This is a genomic window from Bifidobacterium sp. B4079 (genome assembly GCF_026537385.1).
In the GTDB taxonomy this organism is placed as follows: domain Bacteria; phylum Actinomycetota; class Actinomycetes; order Actinomycetales; family Bifidobacteriaceae; genus Bombiscardovia; species Bombiscardovia asteroides_I.
On the sequence record NZ_JAFNMH010000001.1, the window covers coordinates 989,746 to 1,006,614 of the forward strand.

Here is a 16,869-nt window from a genome sequence, read left to right on the forward strand (position 1 = left end):
TCACTCGGTCTGGGAGGCCAGACTGGTGATGCGGGTCATGAACTCGTTCAGGAAGCGGGGCACATCTACGCCGACGGCCACACGCATGGTCTTGTGCGGATCATTGAGCCGCTGCTCGTCCCCGATGGTGCGCCCGCGCGTGGCCCCTTCGGTCTCGACCTTCATATTCATAGGCAGGGTGGTGACCAGGGTCGGATCCACGGCCACGCCCACGGCCAGCGGATCGTGCAGGCCACAGCCTCCCAGGTGGGGCGAGGTGGTCTCATAGGCCTTGATATAGAAGTCGGTCATATCCGCCAGGAAGGTGCCTGCCGCAGTGCCCAGTTGCCGCCAGCGGGCGGTCTCCTTGTAGGTGAGCAGAGTCTGCAGGGTCACGTCCAGACCGACCATGGTCACGGGCGCGCCGGAGCGGAAGAGCGCATCTGCCGCGTCCGGATCCTGGGAGATGTTGGCCTCCTGCCAGGCATCCACATTCCCCGGCACGGTCAGAGCACCGCCCATAAGCACAATGGAGCCGATGCGCTGGGCTATATCGGGCTCCTTCGCCAGGGCGGCGGCGATGTTGGTCATGGGGCCTGTGGGCACGTAGACCAGGTCCTTGCCATAGGTGTTGACTGAATCGATGATAAAGTCTACAGCCGACTGCGTCTCCGCCTTGCGGTGCGAGTCCGGGATGACCGCGTCGCCGATGCCGTTCTCGCCGTGAATGAAGACGGAGACAGGCAGCACCTTGAAGGAGTCGGCTTTGGAGGCGTGGGGCAGACCCGGATAGACCTTGACCTCGGGGTGTCCCAGCAGGTCGGTGATGGCCAGATCATTCCGGATGCCCTGCTCCAGCAGAACGTTGCCATAGGTGCCCGTTATGCCGATCAGCTCAACTTCGGGGCTGCCCAGGGCGTAGGAAATGGCTAGAGTGTCGTCGACACCAGTGTCCAGATCGAGAATCAGCTTGCGCATACAATGCTTCCTTTCATCGCCATGGCTGTATAGAACCATGGCCGTAAGCACCCACGACGTTCTTGGCGCGCATACGAGTTTATCATAGGTGGGACCGGGCTGTTTCGCCGCTCATGACAGGAGCAAGTCATGGACAATATCCTCAGATGTTCATGTCTTCGGCAACCAGGGCCTAGACAGCGAGTCCGGCATCTGGTTTTCCGGATGATTGCACTGTCCACAATGACAGGCCAGACGCACGGGCCGCTCCCCCAGGTGCCTATGATGACTCTGATTCTGCCCGGTTGAGCTGGCGAAAGGGGTACCCATGGCTCCGAGGGAAACGAAGACATCCGCAACCACGCTCCAAGGACGCCGACGCAACCTGCAGCTGATGGCCTCGCTAGGCGTGCTGGCCGGAGGTCTCTACGGCTACACCCTGACCGTCATCTCCGGGGCGCTGGTCGGCATGAACCTAGGCTCGGGGCCGGACGGACACCTGACGGCCGACGAGCAAGGCATGGTCACCTCCGCTTTGTTGATAGGGGCGGCGCTGGGATCCTACCTGGCAGGCAGGCTCAACGACCGCTTCGGCCCCAGACACATCATCCTGGCCGGTGCCCTGCTGGCCATCCCCGGAGCTCTGCTGAGCGCCTTGGCCCCCAGCCTGCCCCTGCTGGAGCTGGGGAGATTGGTCATCGGGGCCGGCATCGGCATGACCTCGACCATTGTGCCCATCTACCTGGCCGATATGGTCGGCACGGTTGAACGCGGACGAGTGGTTTCGGTCAACTCGGTCATGATTGTGGTCTGGCAGCTGCTGGCGGTCAGCGTCAACGCCATCATGAACCAGATGGGCGCCGGCTGGCGGACCATGCTCTGGGCAGTAGTGCCACCGGCCGCCCTGCTGGCTTTGCTGGCATGCTTCCTTCATGACAGCCCGGCCCATCTGATCCGCCGAGGAGAGGAGGACCAGGCGGCGGCCTTCCTTGAGGCTACACGCGACGAAAAAGAGGCCCGGGAGACCATGCAGGAGCTTTCACAGCCCAAGAGTGCGACGACCGCCAGCTTCAAGGCCCCCTGGCTCCGGCGGGTGCTGATCGTGGGCATCGGCGTGGCCATGATCAACCAGCTGACAGGGCTGAATATCGTCAACTACTACGCGCCGACCATCTTCACCGATACCCTTGGCTTCGACCCCTCCCTGTCCATGGTCGCCACTGTGCCCGTCATCCTGGTCTCCGCCATAGCGGCCACCATCGGAGGGCTGGGGCTGATTGACCGGTTCGACCGCCGCGTCATTCTGGCTGCAGGACTCGCAGGCACCATCGTCTTCCTGGCCGCCATAGGAATCTGCTACCGATTCGTCGATGCCCCCGGCAACGGATCGCGAACGGCCGCTTGGATCATGATCGGCATGATGATGATCTATGTGGTCTTCGTCCAGGGTCTGGTGGCGCCGGTCACCTGGCTGCTCCTGTCCGAAATCTTCCCCCAGCAAGTGAAGAGCAGGGGCATGGGCTACGCCAACGTAGCCATGAATCTGACCAACTTTGGACTTTCTCTGGTTTTCCCCACGCTGCTGGCCCGGCTTGGCGGTACCGGCACCTACCTGCTTTTCGCCCTGATCAATGTGTGCGCCCTGGCATTCGCATGGGCAATGGTGCCCGAAACCAGGGGAAAGAGTCTGGCCCAAATCGAGCAGGAAGCCCGAAACCGGGCATGAAAAGGGGGCGGACCGAATTCAGGCCCGCCCCCTATGGGCTCGGATGCCTCAGATGCCGAAGACCTGCTTGGCCAGCTTGGCGATGGTGTCGCCGTCCAGCTCCGCGACATCATTCTTGCACTGGTTGATTCTGCCGAAGAGCTGGTCCGCGTCGTTGTAGGTCAGGGGCTTGCCGATCTGCTTGGCCAGATCCACCAGCTGGTCGATGGTCTCCAGGTTGCTCAGCTTCTCTACCAGGGTCTTCTCGTCCATGAATCACTCCTCTGTAAATGGCGGTGCAGACACCGGGGGCCTTGCGCCATCGATGCCCACCTTTCTTCTCCAATAATAGCCAGCGATCGGATGGACCGGGCACGCGGCCGCGCTGGGCCGACAGGGTGCAAAAGCTCGGGTTGAGTTCCTAGCGTCCGGTTTCCCAAGTTTGCACATTGCCTTCAAGCGGACACTCACACCCCAGGACTCGCTTCTGCCGGTAGAATGACATAAACAGCGACAGAAAGGCCAAGGATGACAATCGCAATTTATGACGGCGTCTCCGCGCTCTCCCTGGGCCTGCCGCCCACCAGTGCCATTCCAGCAGCCAAGGGCGAACTCCCCCTGCGTGCTTTCACCACACGACCTCCTGTCTCCTCAAGGCTGCGCCAGCGCTTCTCCACCAGCGTCGACAGGATCGTCATGCTGGCCCTGCTGCGACCAGACTCCATTCCTGCAGCGGATGGCGCGCACTGCCATGAGGTGCTGGTCTTGGCCGTAGGTTTGAAGACACCAGGTGTGCCGGAGGATGTGCTGGAGCATATCGCCGCCATGCGCTCCTCGGGCATGGTCTTCATCGCCATCCACCATGATGAGCGGGGCCTCATCTGCACACCCGCCGTCCGCCGGGCCCTCCCTGCCCGAGCAGGTCATGAAACCAGGCATACGCTCTACCTGGGCAGCCCTCGCCCTGCTGATCAGACCACTCTTACCCTGGTCGGCAAGGATATGGACCAGGTCTGGGACAGCCTGTGCGCACAGGTTGCTCTGGATCAGACAGAGGGCATGGATCTGGATCGCCGACTCGCCGTCCGCGAGCGCATCAACCTGCTCAAGGCCCAGGAGGCAAAACTGGCCGGAGACCATGGACGGGCACGAAACACCCAGGACCGTAATGCGGCCTTCGCCAAGCTCCAGAAGGTCCGTGCCGAGCTGAAGCAGCTTTCCTCCGATGACAGGGCGGCAGAGGAGCAGTACGCTGAATCTGACCAGGCCTAGTTCGGTCTAGTCTGTCCCCTCAGGCTGTTGAACCGGTTCGGCGCTGTCGTTGGGGATATCCTGATAGGCCAGGTATTTTCGGAGCTCGAAGGCTGCAGCCAGGATGGGATAGTCACTCAGGCGGCGCGGGTTGTAGCCAGTCTCTCTCGCCAGGGCATCCAGCCGGTTCTGCATGGTGTTCTTATGGATGAAAAGCTCCTGGGCGGCATGAGTAATGCTGCCGTTGTGCCGGGCGTAGGCGCTAAAGACCTTGTCGAACCGGTCGAGGCGATCCGGCGCCAGGCCCGCAAAGACCTGATCCACAAAGGCCTGACACTGTTCAGCGGGCAGCGAGGTGATCAGCATCCCTGCATCCATCTGCTCGTAACGATATAGCTGGTCATCGCCGGTGAACCCGGCCCAGCGCGCGGCGATGCAGGCCTGCTGGTAGCTATGCCAGTATTGGTCAGGATCCGCTTGGACCGTCCCCGCGCCCAGCACCACCCTGGAGCCGACCGCCCGTCCAAGGGCCTGCCGCAGAGCAGCCACGAAATCATCAAGCTTGGCATCCTCCATCTGCGGAGCATAGATGCGAAAGTCCCTGGGGCCGACGGCAAAGAGGGGAACGTCAAAGGACAGGCATGTCTTGCAAAGCCTTTCGTAGAGCCGATCCTGGTTGAGCCTTTCCAGACGGATACCAGGTGCCCGGCCGATCAGAGCCCGCCGGGGGCCGGACAGGTCCAGGTCGAGAGTCAAGGCCAAAGCGTTCATTAATTCGTCATCCTTGTGTTCCATGGTGAGCAGGTTGACCAGGTTGCTGGTCATGATCCGCCGGTTGAATCGCGCGATCTGCTCCATGTTGACGCAAAGCATGAGCTCGGTCATGCGCTCGATGATCCCGCCCAGGGCACCCACCCTGTCCACAGGGCCGGTAATGCCGATGACCGCCACCACCACGTCGTTGAGCACTACCGGAACATTGACCCCGTCACGAGCTCCCCGATAAGGATGCCTGCGATCCACAGCGACGGTTTGACGGTCCACGACCGCCTGACGGGCCGCGCCATGGAAGCTGCCGATGCGCGAGGCATCAGTGCTGGCGACCATGGTACCTCCAGTGTCGAAGAAATTGATGTTGTACTCGATTACATCCTTGAGTTTGTCGACGATCTGCTGCGCCGTCGCAGGGTCTATAGTCATTGTTCTCCTCCCGGCAACATGGTACATGAACCATTTTTGCCAGGGCCATCCATCGCTTTTCGAGTATGGGTGCCATGGCAAAAGGAGCATGACAGAGCCACACTGATAATGAGTAAAACCATGAGATCGTTGCATGTCCGGCATCTACGATGATGCAGGACATGGTCCCTGGCACAAGACGCGGAACAAAGGAGCTGATATGGACATTACCCTGTCATGGTGGGCCGCTCTGGCGGGCCTGGCCCTGGCCATCATCCTCATTCTCAAAAAGCTCAATACCACATATGCACTCATGCTTGGGGCCATCATAGGCTGCCTGATCGGGGGCGCCTCCCTGGGACAGACCGTCCACATCGTCGTGTCCGGCTCCCAGAGCGTCATGGGCACGATTATCCGGGTCCTGGCAGCCGGAGTGCTGGCAGGGGTCATGATGGAGTCCGGCGCTGCCGACCGGATAGCGCGAGCCATCGTGAATGGCCTGGGCGAGCGCATGGCCATCCTCTCACTGGCACTGGCCACCATGATCATCTGCGCCGTAGGAGTCTTCATCCCCGTGGCCGTCCTGATCGTGGCGCCCATCGCCATCGAAGTGGGCAGCCGGCTCAGGATATCCAAGTTGGCTCTGTTGATCGCCCTTTCCGGCGGCGGCAAGGCCGGCAACATCATCTCTCCCAATCCCAACACCATCGCAGTGGCCTCGGGATTCCACGTGCAGCCCTCGGCAGTCATGATCGGCAGCTTCGTGCCGGCGTTATGCGGACTGGCCATGGCCGTCCTGCTGGCCACCATGATGCAGCATCGTGGACGGATCGTCACCATGGACGACCTTGGCGAGGACACGGCTGCAGCCAACAAGGACAAGGATCTGCCCTCTCTGGGATGCTCCCTGGTGGCTCCGATCACCGCAGTGATCCTGCTCCTGCTCAACCCCGTGGGCTCTATCCTGCATATCGGTCTGCTGGAGCGGTTCCAAGTGGATGCCATGTACATCCTCCCCCTGGCATCCATTCTGGGGCTGCTGGCCATGGGGCAGGGCGGCCAAATCCTCAAATACACCAGCGCTGGCCTGCAGCGCATGGTGGATGTGGTCCTCATCCTGATCGGAGCCGGAGCCTTGGGCGGGCTGATCACCAGCTCCGACCTGCCCAAGCAGATCGTCAACCTCATCCACGCCATGGGCGTGCCCGGATCCATGCTGGCCCCCATCGCCGGCATCCTTATGGCAGCCGCCACCGCATCCACCTCGACGGGCGTCATCCTGGGCAGCAGCTCCTTCGGCAAGTCCATCCTGGCCTTCGGCACCTCGGGGGTTGCCGCTGCCGTCACCATGCAGGCAGGCGCCACCGTCATCGACCAGCTGCCTCATGGAAACTACTTCCACGTCACCGCCAAGTCCATCAACATGACCCTGGGCGAGCGGATGAAGGTGGTCCCTTTTGAGCTCCTGGTCGGCCTGGCCATGACCCTGGTGGCCATGCTGGTCTATCTGGTCTTCTGAATCCGCGAGTCAGGAAAGGTCACAACCATGAAAATCATCATTGCACCCGACTCCTTCAAGGGCAGCCTGACCGCCAAGGAGGCCGCAGACGCTATAGAACGCGGATTGCGAAAGAGCCCCCTGAAGGCCGAAATGGTCCTTGTGCCCATGGCCGATGGCGGCGAGGGCACGGTCCAGTCCCTGGTCGATGCCACCGGAGGCCGCATGATCCAGACCCGGGCCACCGGGCCTCTGGGCCTGCCCGTCACCGCTAGCTACGGCATTTTGGGCGATGGCCGTACAGCGGCCATCGAGATGGCTGCAGCCAGCGGCATCCAGTTCGTCAATCAACAGACCTGCAACCCATTGGTGACCACCACCTATGGCACGGGCGAGCTGATCGGCAAGGCCCTGGACCAGGGCGCACAGGAGATCATCGTCGGCCTTGGCGGCTCGGCCACCAACGACGGCGGCGCCGGCATGGCCCAGGCCCTGGGCGCCAGGCTGCTGGATGCTGAAGGAGATGAATTGCCCCAAGGAGGAGCAGCACTGGCCCGGCTGGACCGGATTGACATCTCCGGACTGGATCCCCGTCTGACCCGCACCCGCATTCGTCTGGCCTCGGATGTGACCAACCCCCTGACCGGCCCCGAAGGAGCCTCGGCCGTCTTCGGACCGCAAAAGGGCGCAGACCCGACCATGGTGGCCGTCTTGGATGCGGCCCTGGCCCACTATGCAGCCGTCATTCGCAAAGACCTGCATCGGGAGGTGGAGGCCAAGCCGGGCGCGGGCGCCGCCGGAGGCCTGGGCGCAGGCTTTTTGGCCTTCACTCCGGCCGTCATGGGCTCAGGTGTCAATATCGTTGTAGAGACTACGCACCTTAAGGAGCTGGCCCGAGGCGCCGACCTCTGCTTCACCGGCGAGGGCGGCATTGACTTTCAGACTGGGTTCGGCAAGACTCCCATGGGCACAGCCCAGGCCGTCAAGGAGTCCTCCCCCGGCTGCAAGGTCATCGCCCTGGCGGGGAATGTGGGCGCAGGAACCGAAGAACTGTACAAGGTGGGCATCGATGCCATCTTCAGCATCAGCCCCGGGGCGGTCAGCCTTGAGGAGGCCATAGGCAAGGCCGCCGACAACCTTGCCGCTGTGGCCGAGAACATCGGCAGGCTCCTGTCCTGAGCCGGTTCTCGGATAGTCAAGAACTACAGGGGGGGGGGGCTCCGGATGCCTTGCGCATCTGGAGCCCCCCCCTGTAGTTAGAATCCCCATCCGGCACAACCTCAGCCGTCATGCCGTTCATTTCAAGGGGATCAGTCGAATTCGGTGATGACCGAACGGATGACTTCGCCGTTGACCAGCTGCTTGTAGGCCTCATTGATCTGGCTCAGCTTGATGTCCTGGCTGACGATGTCATGCATGTTCAGCCGTCCATCCACAGCAAAGTCCGCATACATGGGGATGTCATGCTTGATGTTGGTGGATCCCATCCACACGCCCTTGAAACCGCGCTGGTGGACCAGCAGGTCGGCCGGGTTGATCTCCAGGGAGACCGTGGCATCCGGCTTGGTCAGGCCGATCGGATAAGCGGTGCCGCCCACGCCCAGCATGTCCCAAGCCTGCTTCATGGTGACGGGCAGGCCGATGGCCTCAAAGGCCTGATCCACGCCGCCGTCAGTCAGCTCGCGCACCTTGGCCACAGGATCCTCGTTCTTGGAGTTGATGACATCGGTCGCGCCGAACTTGCGGGCGAATTCCAGCTTGTTGTCCAGCAGGTCGATGGCGATGATCCGCTTGGCCCCGCAGATTCGGGCTCCTGAGATGATGTTCAGGCCGATGCCGCCGGTGCCGATGACGGCCACGGTGTCGCCGGGACGCACATGGGCGGTGTTGATGGCCGCGCCGGCTCCGGTGATGGTGGCGCAGCCGATGCAGGCGGCCTCATCCCACTTGACCTGGTTGTTGACCACAGCCAGCTGGTTCTCGTGAATCAGGGCCTTCTCGGCGAAACCGCCGGTGCCGAAGGCCTGGGTGATGGGCCGGCCGTCAGGGAAGGACAGACGGGGCTTCTCGCCTTCGCCGCGCACGCACTCCTGCTGCTGAGTGCAGGACTGGGGCTGACCCTTGAGGCAGTTGGCGCAATGGCCGCAGACCTGCTCCAGGGAGGCCACCACATGATCACCCACCTTGATGCCGGACACTTCGGGGCCCACGGCCTCGACGATGCCGGCGATCTCGTGGCCGATCACAGCCGGGAAGGGGAAGAACTTGTCATCATCCTCTACCAGATGCAGATCCGAATGGCATAGGCCGGAGGCCTGCACATCCACCAGGACCTCCGCGCCGATGGGATCGTCAATGATGATCTCTTCGGGCTGGGCAAACCCCTTGCCGATTCCATAGGCAATCGACGCTTTGATCTTCTGAGGCATAAACCATCTCCTAATCACAATGCCGCCGCCGGTTTCATGCCAGGCAGGGCAAAAATACATCGTTGGATACTCTGCTGCGGCTACGGCGGTCCTCAATGCATGCACCGCTGCCACAGACCATTCTCATAATAGCAGGGAGGAGACGGCAATGGCCATTCAAGCCAGTCCGGGGAAAGGCCAGCGGCGTTTCCTCGACTGGGGCTCAGAACATCCATAGAATGGGGTCCATGTGCGGACGATTCGCAGCTGACCTGGACTACTCCAAACTGGCCGAAATCTATGGTGCCCGGCAGGCTCCGGGGCTGCCCAGGCCCTCCTGGAACATCAGCCCCGGGTCGGTCATCGCCCTGGTGGCCCAGGACCGGCGTGGACAGCGGCACCTGCATCCGGCCCGCTGGAATCTAGTCCCCTCCTGGTCGGACAGCAGCCAAATGGCCTACCCTACCCACAATGCCCGGGTGGAGAGCGCCCTGACCAAACGGACCTACTCGGACTCTGCCAGGAGCCACAGGGCCATCATTCCGGCCAGCGGCTACTACGAGTGGACATCCGACCACCGACCCTACTACTTTCAGGCTCCCGACGGCCATACCCTGAGCATCGCCGGCCTTTACTCTTGGTGGAGGGCTCAGCCAGGCCAACCCTGGCTGCTGACGGCCACCATCCTGACGACACAAGCCACGCCAGAGGCATCCCGGGTGCACGATCGGATGCCCCTGCTGATCACTGATGCGACTCTGGACTCCTGGCTGGACCCAAACGTAGATGGCAGAGCGATCCTGCCCCTGGCTGCAGAGTCTGGCCGCCATGCCTCCGAGGCGCTGATCATGCACCCAGTGGCGCCCCTGAAAGGGGACGGGCCGGAGCTGACTGAGGGCATGGCCCTGGATCAGAGAGTCAAAACGGCTCAGAGGGTGAATCCCAACTCCCGTGCCGCATCGGTGGGAACCGGGTCGTAGGCCCAGTACTCGCTCAGGTTCTCATCGGAAGACAGGCTGCGAATCTCAGCCTTGTCGATATAGACTTCGCCGGACAGATGGTCGGTCTCGTGCTGGAAGATGCGGGCCGGCCAGCCGTGCATGCGCTGGCGGTGCTTACGCCCTGAACGGTCCTCCCAGCTGGCCGTGATGTCCAGCCAGCGCCGCCGAACCGCCTGGAATCCTTCCAGGGACAGGCATCCCTCGTAGAAGGCGGCCGTCTCCTGCCCGATAGGCTCATAGGAAGGGTTGACAATGACCCTGAAGGGCAGTTCGTCAATCTGGCGGGGGTCGTCCTCATCGTCATGGACATGATCTTCGATGACTGCGATGGCCAGGCCCAAGCCCACCTGGGGTGCTGCCAGACCCACGCCCGGAGCCTCAAGCATGGTGGCACGCATGGCCTTGAGCAGCCTGTTCAGCGTCTTGGCTGCCAGCTGACCCTTGTAGGGCCGGGCCTGCTGACGCAGGACTGGCTCGCCCATCTGCACGATGGGCAGGAGCTCTTCCCTGCCAGCCTCGCCCAGCATGGACTCCACCCGGTGATTGAGATCGGCATCGAAGGCCGTTTTCCTGCCGAACATGAACGATTCCGCCTTTCCTGGGTCGTCGAATCAGATGGCCAGCTCGTCGGCCACGACTCCCGCCAGCCGCTGGCAGACCTGGTCGGCCTGCTCCTGGGTGGCCGCCTCTACCATGACCCTGACCAGGGGCTCGGTTCCCGAAGGCCGCAGCAGGACCCGGCCAGCGCTCCCCAGCATCCGCTCCTCCGCCTCGACCGCGTCCTGGACCTTGGCATTGGTGCGGGCTGCGTTCTTGTCCACCCCGGACACGTTGATCAGCCGCTGGGGCAGCTGTGGGAAGTCGGCGGCCAGCTCCTTGAGACTCTTGCCCGAACGCACAACCTCCTTGGCCAAGGTCAGGGCTGTCAGGGTCCCGTCGCCTGTGGTAGCAAACTCCCTGTTGATGACATGCCCGGACTGCTCGCCGCCCAGGGTGTAGCCGCCGCGCAGCATCTCTTCAAGAACGTAACGGTCGCCCACGGCCGTCTGAACGGTGACGATGCCCATCTGCTTCAGTGCCAGCTTGAGTCCCAGGTTGCTCATGACGGTGACCACCAGGGTGTCGTTGGCCAGCTTGCCCTCACGCTGCTTAGCGCGGGCCAGAATGCCCATGATCTGGTCACCGTTGACCATGTGTCCCTCTTCGTCCACGGCCAGGCAACGGTCGGCATCCCCGTCAAAAGCCACGCCCATGACCGCGTCCGAGGCCTTGACCATGGCCCGCAGCTGCTCGGGATGGGTGGACCCGGCATGCTTGTTGATGTTGTAGCCATCGGGAGAGGCGTTGATGACCACCACATCCGCCCCAGCCCGGCGCAGAGCCTCGGGAGCTACCACCGAAGTCGCCCCGTTGGCGCAGTCGGCCACGATCCGCAGACCGTCCAAAGGCTTGGGCTGGGTCTTGTCGGGGGCGACAGGGGCCACAGCCTCCACCAGGTGGTCGATGTACATGTTGGTGGCGGTGACCGTGTCATGGGAGACGCGGCCCACGCCCTCGCCCACTGGACGCTCCCAGTCCTGGCCCAGGACCGATTCAATGTCGTCCTCCTTGGAATCCTGGAGCTTGAACCCGCCCCGGGCGAAGAACTTGATACCGTTGTCGGGCATGGGGTTGTGGGAGGCGGAGATGACCGCCCCCATCTCTACGTTGAGCACGCTGGTCAGGTAGGCGATGCCTGGAGTGGGAATGATGCCCACGTCGATCACGTCGAAGCCGCCCGATGACATGCCGGCGGCCAGGGCCGAGGCCAGAAAATCGCCGGAGACCCGTGTGTCGCGGCCGATCAGCGCACGTCGACGGCCAGCGGACCGATCCGCGCCACGACCCAGGACCCGGACCGCGGCATCGCCTAGATCCAGGGCCAGCTGTGCAGTTAGGTCTTTATTGGCCAAACCACGTACACCATCGGTACCGAATAATCTGGGCATTGCTCTCCTCCGAACCCGGCTGCCAGGCCGCTGAAGGCCCCGCCGATCCTCACGTACCATCCTGCATGCAGGCGACAGGTTCATTATGGACCCGCCCCTGACCCGTCGCCACTCGGGGCGGGGCGGGTAGGGTGCTAGCGCAGCCGCTCGTTGTATTCGCGAACCTTGAGGATGCGCCTGGATGACTCCGTATTCTGGATGATCATTCCCCGCAGGGCCTTGGGAGCCTCGGCATGGTCGGCCAGCCAGGCATCGCCCGCCTTAACCAAGGCGGCCGGGTCGGCCTTGGACGGGTAGAGCCCGCCTGCCGACAGCGGGTTGAGCAGGGTCTCCGCGATATGGAAGGTTTTCTGGGCCCAGACCTGGTCCACGGCAGCGAAGAAGCGGTCCACGTAAGGCGCAAAGAGCTCCTGGTCCCCCGAGCCGGAGAAGCCGTCTGCCAGGGCCTCAATCTGTGAGTTGGTCAGATCCTCGTTATGCAGGGCCTGATCCCAGGCCCAGGCCTTGGCCTCGACCGTCGGACGGGCAGCCCGGGAGCCCATGGCGAACTCACGATTTTCAGTAGTGTCTCGCGCGGCCAGCTCCCGGTCGATCTCCCCGTCAGCCAGCAGATCGTGGGCGGACAGGGCGTGGATGATCAGCCAACGGGTGTTGTTGTCGACGGTCAGCCCCTCCAGCTTCAGGTCGCCGCTCAGCAGCCCACGGGCGTGTTCCTCGAAGTCAGTATCGTCCCCGTAGCCCAGGTAAGCGCGGACCAATTGGAACTGCTCGTCCGAACCGGGCTGGGCCTTCACGGCAAGGTCCCAGAGCGTTCCTGCCACCAGCTGCAGCATGGGTTGGCGACGACGGGATGCGGTGAAATGGTGGGCGGCCGTGGAGATCTGGGACAGCGCGTAGCGGAAGGTGGTGGATTGGTGCTCAGTGGCCAAGGCCTTCAGGCTCAGGCTGATGAAGCGTTCGGCAGGGAATTGCGCGTCCCGGGTCATGTCCCATAGGCTGAGCCAGACAACGGCCCGGGCCAGACGGTCCTCGATCCGGTACAGGTTCTGCGCAGCATACTCCAGGGAGTCCCGGTCCAGACGCAGCTTGGCGTAGGTAAGATCGTCGTCGTTGATCATGACCAATGCCGGACGCTTCCTGCCGACGACCTGGGGCACCTCAGCTCCTTGGCCGTCCAGGTCCAGCTCGAACTGGTCCGTGCGCACCACCTTGCCGGACTTGTCTTCGTCGTAGAAGCCCAGGGCCAGTCGGTGCGGACGCAGGACCGGATGCTCCTCGGGAGCAGTCTGATCAATCCTCATGGCGGTGATGGCCCCCTGCTCATCGGTCTGCACCTGGCTGGTCAGGGTGGTGATGCCAGCCTCTTCGAGCCAGAGCCGGGACCAGCTGCCCAGGTCGCGGCCGCTGGTCTTCTCCAGCTCGGTCAGCAGATCCTTTAGTGTGGCGTTGCCATGGGCATGAGCCGTCAGATAGTTGTGAATGCCCTGGAAGAAGCGCTCACGGCCCACATAGGCGACCAGCTGCTTCAACACGGAACCGCCCTTGGCGTAGGTGATGCCGTCGAAGTTGACCTCGGTGTCGTGCAGGTCGCGGATGGGGGCCACCACCGGATGGGTGGTGGGCAGCTGATCCTCGGTCAGAGCCCAACTCTTTTCGCCGGAGCAGAAGGTGGCCCAGTCGTCGGTCCACTCGGTGGCCTCGGCAGTGGCCAGAGTCGACATGAACTCCGCGAAGGATTCATTCAGCCACAGATCATTCCACCACTTCATGGTCACCAGGTCGCCGAACCACATGTGGGCCAGTTCGTGCAGGACAGTCTCCACGCGGCGGTTGATCTGCGCCCCAGTGGCCTTGGACTCGAAGACGTAGGAGTCGCGGAAAGTGACCAGGCCGATGTTCTCCATGGCGCCCGCATTGTATTCGGGCACGAAGATCTGGTCGTACTTGGCCCAGGGGAAGGGCAGGTCCCAGGTCTTGGCATAGAAGGCGAAGCCTTTCTTGGTGATGTCGAAGAGGTATTCGGCATCACCGGCCAGGGAGTCCTTCAGCGCCTGCCGGCAGTACAGGCCCATGGGGATAGTCCGTCCGTCCTCGTTCCGATACTCGCTGGTCCATCGTGCGTAGGGCCCGGCGGCGAAGGCGGTCAGGTAGGAACTCATAACCGGGGTCGTCTGGAAGGTCCAGCGGGTCACGTCCTCGGCGCGGCCGCCCTCCAGGGTCCCTTCGGCGGTTCGGCTGTCCAGGTCCTGGTGGGAGGCGGGAGGCATATTGGAAAGAACCGTCCAGGATGCCGGAGCATCCACAGTGAAGTCGAAGACGGCTTTGATGTCCGGCTGGTCGAAGACGGCATAGACTCTGCGCGCGTCGGGCACCTCGAACTGGGAGTAGAGGTAGACGTTGCCATCCGAAGGGTCCACACTGCGGTGCAGCCCCTCCCCAGTGCGCGAATAACGGCATAGGGCCTCCACCCGAAGCTGGTTATGCCCCAGCAGGTCGTCGAGCTCTATCCGGTCGTCCCGGAAGGCCAGGGCCGGATCCAGACGCCGGCCGTTCAGCTCGATCAGGCTGACCTGGTCGGCTATCAGATCAACAAAGGTGGACTCCCCAGGCCGGGCATCAAAATCGATCAAGGCCGTGGAGGGGAAAGTGGCAGGCCCCTTGGTCAGGTCCAGATTGACCTTATAGCTGACATTGGATACGACGAGGGCTCGTTCTTCGGCTTCCACACGAGTCAGATTGGCTCCGGGCATAATTTCCTTTCACGCATGGATGCCGGTGCCCCCACCGGCATCAGCATAGGTCCTGTACGGATATGGCATTCCAAGTCTAATGCGGACACCCGCCGACGGGCCAGAAGGACGATTCACCTCTTTCCTTACGGCGCAGTCCGGACGGGAATAACCGCGCATCCAGGCGGTTGATCAAGGCCGATGGCTTACCAGCCGGGCAGAGAGGGGGCGCCATGCAGGTCCGGACCGGATTCACCACGCAGCAGCTCAACATGCTCTGCCAATACTCTTATGGGATCGGCAGAGGGGACATCAAGACCCGGCCGGGCCTGCACTGGTTCGAGGATCCAGCTCTGGGCATCTACTGGGTGCTGCGCTCCCGCTACTGCCCCGAGAACGGCTTCGAGGGCATGATCGCCGCCCAGGACCTGGATGGCGGTCCGGACTATGCCCATATGGCCGTGGTCTATGCAGGCACCAATCTGCGCGACGACCCCCGGCACGACATCCATGCCGCGCTGACCTGCTTCCTGCCGCCGCTGAACGGGGAACCAGGACAGACGCAGCAGGCAGGCATCCTGGCTCAGCAGGCACTTGACCTGGCCCGACGCAAGGCGGGAGCCTTGCGCGGGGTCCTCTTTACCGGACATAGCTTGGGCGGAGGTCTGGCACTGATCCAGGCGGCGGAGCAGGACCTGCCCGCCAGGGTCTTCTGCGCCGCCGACCCCTGGCGGGTGCTTAACCAGGAGCAGCGTCAGCGGGTGACCAGCCACTACGGGGACGGCAAGTTCCTGGATTACCGCCTGGGCAACGACAGGGTGACCGGAACCGCCAACCGCCTGCTGAGCGGACAGGCTGACCGCAGCGCCTGTGTGGTCTGGTGCGGCAAGGGGCCCAGCAGGTTCGGACACTGGCTGGGCGACTTCGACTTCGGCCAGGACGGTGAGGTCCTGGCCGAAAGCCCTCTTATGCCAGCTGCATATACGCGTTAGTATATAGATGGGATGGTCCCCAAAGAAGGGGCGCCACCCATTCGCGAGGACGGGAAGCTGGGTTGTCAACTCCGTCCATACCGTACCGGCATGCACGTCAGAAAGGGTTTACGCCATGAAAGCACTTATGTACTACGGCAAGGAAGATGTACGTCTGGAGGACGTGCCCGAGCCTGAGCTCAAACCGGGAACCATCAAGATCCATCCCGCCTTCACCGGCATCTGCGGTTCCGACCTTCACCTCTACTACGACGGCGAACAAAACGGCGGCAACTCCAAAAACACCCCGCACCCTCTTTCCGGGGAGACCCTGCCGGTGGTCTTTGGCCATGAAATCTCGGGCACAATCGAGGCAATCGCCGATGACGTGCACACCGACATGAAGGTGGGCGACTCCGTGGTAGTCGAGGCCGAAATGGCCTGCGGAGAATGCCCGGCCTGCAAGGCCGGCAACTACAACGACTGCTCCAAGCTGGGCTTCATCGGCATCAACGGCTGGGGCGGCGGCATGAGCGAACACATGGTGGTGGCCGCCGAGCGTGTCTTCCCTGTGGGCGATCTGCCCCTGGATCAGGCAGCCCTGATCGAACCCTTCTCAGTGGCCTACCACGCCGTGCGTCTGATCCACACCGAGCCCGGGCAGACCGCCCTGGTCGGCGGGGCGGGGCCAGTCGGGCTGCTGCTTGGAACCGTGCTCAAAGCCAAGGGACTCAAGGTCATCATGTCCGAGCTCTCCCAGGCCCGCAAGGACAAGGCCCTGCAGTCCGGTGCCGCTGACCTGGTCATCGACCCCAGCAAGGAGGATCTGCTGGAGCGGGTCAATGCCGAGACTGACGGCCGTGGCGCCGATGTGGCCTTCGACGCAGCCGGCGCGGAACCGGTGGTCCACCAGCTTCTGTCGGCGCTCAAGGCCCAAGGCAGCCTGGTCGTCGTGGCCATTCACGTCAAGCCCATCAACTTGAACGTGACCATGGAGATGGGCTTCGGCGAGAAGCTGATGTCGGGATCCATGGGATACGCCAACGATCATGCCGACGCCATCAAGCTGATCCATGACCGGAACATCGACCTGTCCACCTTCATCACCGACCGGATCAGAGTCGAAGACATCGTGGACAAGGGCTTCCGTCCGCTGCGTGAGGACGCGGAAAACCACGTCAAGATCATCGTGAGCATGTAAGC

General features: G+C 62.8%; 14 protein-coding genes. 7 read left to right on the plus strand and 7 right to left on the minus strand.

The annotated features are described in order from the left end of the window. On the minus strand, nucleotides 1–957 hold the full coding sequence (locus J3T95_RS04150) for a nucleoside hydrolase (RefSeq protein ID WP_220236966.1): 957 nt from the start codon (nucleotides 955–957) through the stop codon (nucleotides 1–3). 307 nt (nucleotides 958–1,264) lie between these two features. Here J3T95_RS04150 and J3T95_RS04155 point away from each other — a divergent pair, with 307 nt between their 5' ends. Continuing rightward, the gene (locus J3T95_RS04155; RefSeq protein WP_267450484.1) at nucleotides 1,265–2,662 is read left to right on the plus strand and encodes a sugar porter family MFS transporter; all 1,398 of its coding nucleotides are present in this window, start codon (nucleotides 1,265–1,267) and stop codon (nucleotides 2,660–2,662) included. 48 nt (nucleotides 2,663–2,710) lie between these two features. Here the strand turns inward: J3T95_RS04155 and J3T95_RS04160 are convergent, their stop codons facing one another. Further along, nucleotides 2,711–2,914: a hypothetical protein gene (locus J3T95_RS04160; protein WP_220236964.1), complete on the minus strand. Its 204-nt coding sequence runs from the start codon at nucleotides 2,912–2,914 to the stop codon at nucleotides 2,711–2,713. 255 nt (nucleotides 2,915–3,169) lie between these two features. On the opposite strand from J3T95_RS04160, the gene J3T95_RS04165 reads away from it, so the two are divergent. Further along, nucleotides 3,170–3,913 carry a DUF4391 domain-containing protein gene (locus J3T95_RS04165; RefSeq protein WP_220236963.1) on the plus strand — a complete coding sequence of 248 codons (744 nt, stop codon included), beginning with the start codon at nucleotides 3,170–3,172 and terminating at the stop codon, nucleotides 3,911–3,913. A gap of 6 nt (nucleotides 3,914–3,919) precedes the next feature. Here the strand turns inward: J3T95_RS04165 and J3T95_RS04170 are convergent, their stop codons facing one another. After that, the gene (locus J3T95_RS04170) at nucleotides 3,920–5,092 is read right to left on the minus strand and encodes a sugar diacid recognition domain-containing protein (RefSeq protein ID WP_220236962.1); all 1,173 of its coding nucleotides are present in this window, start codon (nucleotides 5,090–5,092) and stop codon (nucleotides 3,920–3,922) included. A gap of 199 nt (nucleotides 5,093–5,291) precedes the next feature. On the opposite strand from J3T95_RS04170, the gene J3T95_RS04175 reads away from it, so the two are divergent. Next, nucleotides 5,292–6,590 carry a GntP family permease gene (locus J3T95_RS04175; protein ID WP_220236961.1) on the plus strand — a complete coding sequence of 433 codons (1,299 nt, stop codon included), beginning with the start codon at nucleotides 5,292–5,294 and terminating at the stop codon, nucleotides 6,588–6,590. 27 nt (nucleotides 6,591–6,617) lie between these two features. Beyond that, complete coding sequence (locus J3T95_RS04180) at nucleotides 6,618–7,748, plus strand: glycerate kinase (protein ID WP_220236960.1); 1,131 nt, start codon at nucleotides 6,618–6,620, stop codon at nucleotides 7,746–7,748. A gap of 131 nt (nucleotides 7,749–7,879) precedes the next feature. Here the strand turns inward: J3T95_RS04180 and J3T95_RS04185 are convergent, their stop codons facing one another. After that, nucleotides 7,880–8,998: a zinc-binding dehydrogenase gene (locus J3T95_RS04185; protein WP_220236959.1), complete on the minus strand. Its 1,119-nt coding sequence runs from the start codon at nucleotides 8,996–8,998 to the stop codon at nucleotides 7,880–7,882. Between the two features lie 227 nt (nucleotides 8,999–9,225). On the opposite strand from J3T95_RS04185, the gene J3T95_RS04190 reads away from it, so the two are divergent. Further along, entirely contained in the window at nucleotides 9,226–9,957 is a 732-nt protein-coding gene (locus J3T95_RS04190; RefSeq protein ID WP_220236958.1) for an SOS response-associated peptidase, read from the plus strand. On the opposite strand, the gene J3T95_RS04195 is transcribed toward J3T95_RS04190, so the two are convergent. The 3 genes from J3T95_RS04195 to pepN all read right to left on the minus strand — a co-directional run bounded on the left by J3T95_RS04195 (nucleotide 9,906) and on the right by pepN (nucleotide 14,716). Continuing rightward, nucleotides 9,906–10,559, minus strand: a complete 654-nt coding sequence (locus J3T95_RS04195) for a peptide deformylase (RefSeq protein WP_220236957.1) — start codon at nucleotides 10,557–10,559, stop codon at nucleotides 9,906–9,908. The genes J3T95_RS04190 and J3T95_RS04195 overlap by 52 nt on opposite strands. Before the next feature lie 30 nt (nucleotides 10,560–10,589). Next, a complete protein-coding gene (gene glmM, locus J3T95_RS04200; RefSeq protein WP_220236956.1) occupies nucleotides 10,590–11,966 on the minus strand; it encodes a phosphoglucosamine mutase in 1,377 nt (458 codons plus the stop codon). A 134-nt stretch (nucleotides 11,967–12,100) separates the two neighbouring features. Beyond that, nucleotides 12,101–14,716: an aminopeptidase N gene (gene pepN / locus J3T95_RS04205; protein WP_267450485.1), complete on the minus strand. Its 2,616-nt coding sequence runs from the start codon at nucleotides 14,714–14,716 to the stop codon at nucleotides 12,101–12,103. A gap of 212 nt (nucleotides 14,717–14,928) precedes the next feature. On the opposite strand from pepN, the gene J3T95_RS04210 reads away from it, so the two are divergent. Continuing rightward, entirely contained in the window at nucleotides 14,929–15,687 is a 759-nt protein-coding gene (locus tag J3T95_RS04210; protein ID WP_267450486.1) for a hypothetical protein, read from the plus strand. A 115-nt stretch (nucleotides 15,688–15,802) separates the two neighbouring features. Next, nucleotides 15,803–16,867 (plus strand): 2,3-butanediol dehydrogenase, encoded by a 1,065-nt coding sequence (locus J3T95_RS04215; protein WP_220236953.1) that lies wholly within the window; start codon nucleotides 15,803–15,805, stop codon nucleotides 16,865–16,867. The last annotated feature ends 2 nt before the right edge of the window (nucleotides 16,868–16,869 follow it).

Excerpts from the sequence above, each read along its gene's own strand:
- J3T95_RS04150 (WP_220236966.1), bottom strand. The coding sequence starts at position 957 with ATGCGCAAGCTGATTCTCGATCTGGACACTGGTGTCGACGACACTCTA.
- J3T95_RS04155 (WP_267450484.1), top strand. The coding sequence starts at position 1,265 with ATGGCTCCGAGGGAAACGAAGACATCCGCAACCACGCTCCAAGGACGC.
- J3T95_RS04160 (WP_220236964.1), bottom strand. The coding sequence starts at position 2,914 with ATGGACGAGAAGACCCTGGTAGAGAAGCTGAGCAACCTGGAGACCATC.
- J3T95_RS04165 (WP_220236963.1), top strand. The coding sequence starts at position 3,170 with ATGACAATCGCAATTTATGACGGCGTCTCCGCGCTCTCCCTGGGCCTG.
- J3T95_RS04170 (WP_220236962.1), bottom strand. The coding sequence starts at position 5,092 with ATGACTATAGACCCTGCGACGGCGCAGCAGATCGTCGACAAACTCAAG.
- J3T95_RS04175 (WP_220236961.1), top strand. The coding sequence starts at position 5,292 with ATGGACATTACCCTGTCATGGTGGGCCGCTCTGGCGGGCCTGGCCCTG.
- J3T95_RS04180 (WP_220236960.1), top strand. The coding sequence starts at position 6,618 with ATGAAAATCATCATTGCACCCGACTCCTTCAAGGGCAGCCTGACCGCC.
- J3T95_RS04185 (WP_220236959.1), bottom strand. The coding sequence starts at position 8,998 with ATGCCTCAGAAGATCAAAGCGTCGATTGCCTATGGAATCGGCAAGGGG.
- J3T95_RS04190 (WP_220236958.1), top strand. The coding sequence starts at position 9,226 with ATGTGCGGACGATTCGCAGCTGACCTGGACTACTCCAAACTGGCCGAA.
- J3T95_RS04195 (WP_220236957.1), bottom strand. The coding sequence starts at position 10,559 with ATGTTCGGCAGGAAAACGGCCTTCGATGCCGATCTCAATCACCGGGTG.
- glmM (WP_220236956.1), bottom strand. The coding sequence starts at position 11,966 with ATGCCCAGATTATTCGGTACCGATGGTGTACGTGGTTTGGCCAATAAA.
- pepN (WP_267450485.1), bottom strand. The coding sequence starts at position 14,716 with ATGCCCGGAGCCAATCTGACTCGTGTGGAAGCCGAAGAACGAGCCCTC.
- J3T95_RS04210 (WP_267450486.1), top strand. The coding sequence starts at position 14,929 with ATGCAGGTCCGGACCGGATTCACCACGCAGCAGCTCAACATGCTCTGC.
- J3T95_RS04215 (WP_220236953.1), top strand. The coding sequence starts at position 15,803 with ATGAAAGCACTTATGTACTACGGCAAGGAAGATGTACGTCTGGAGGAC.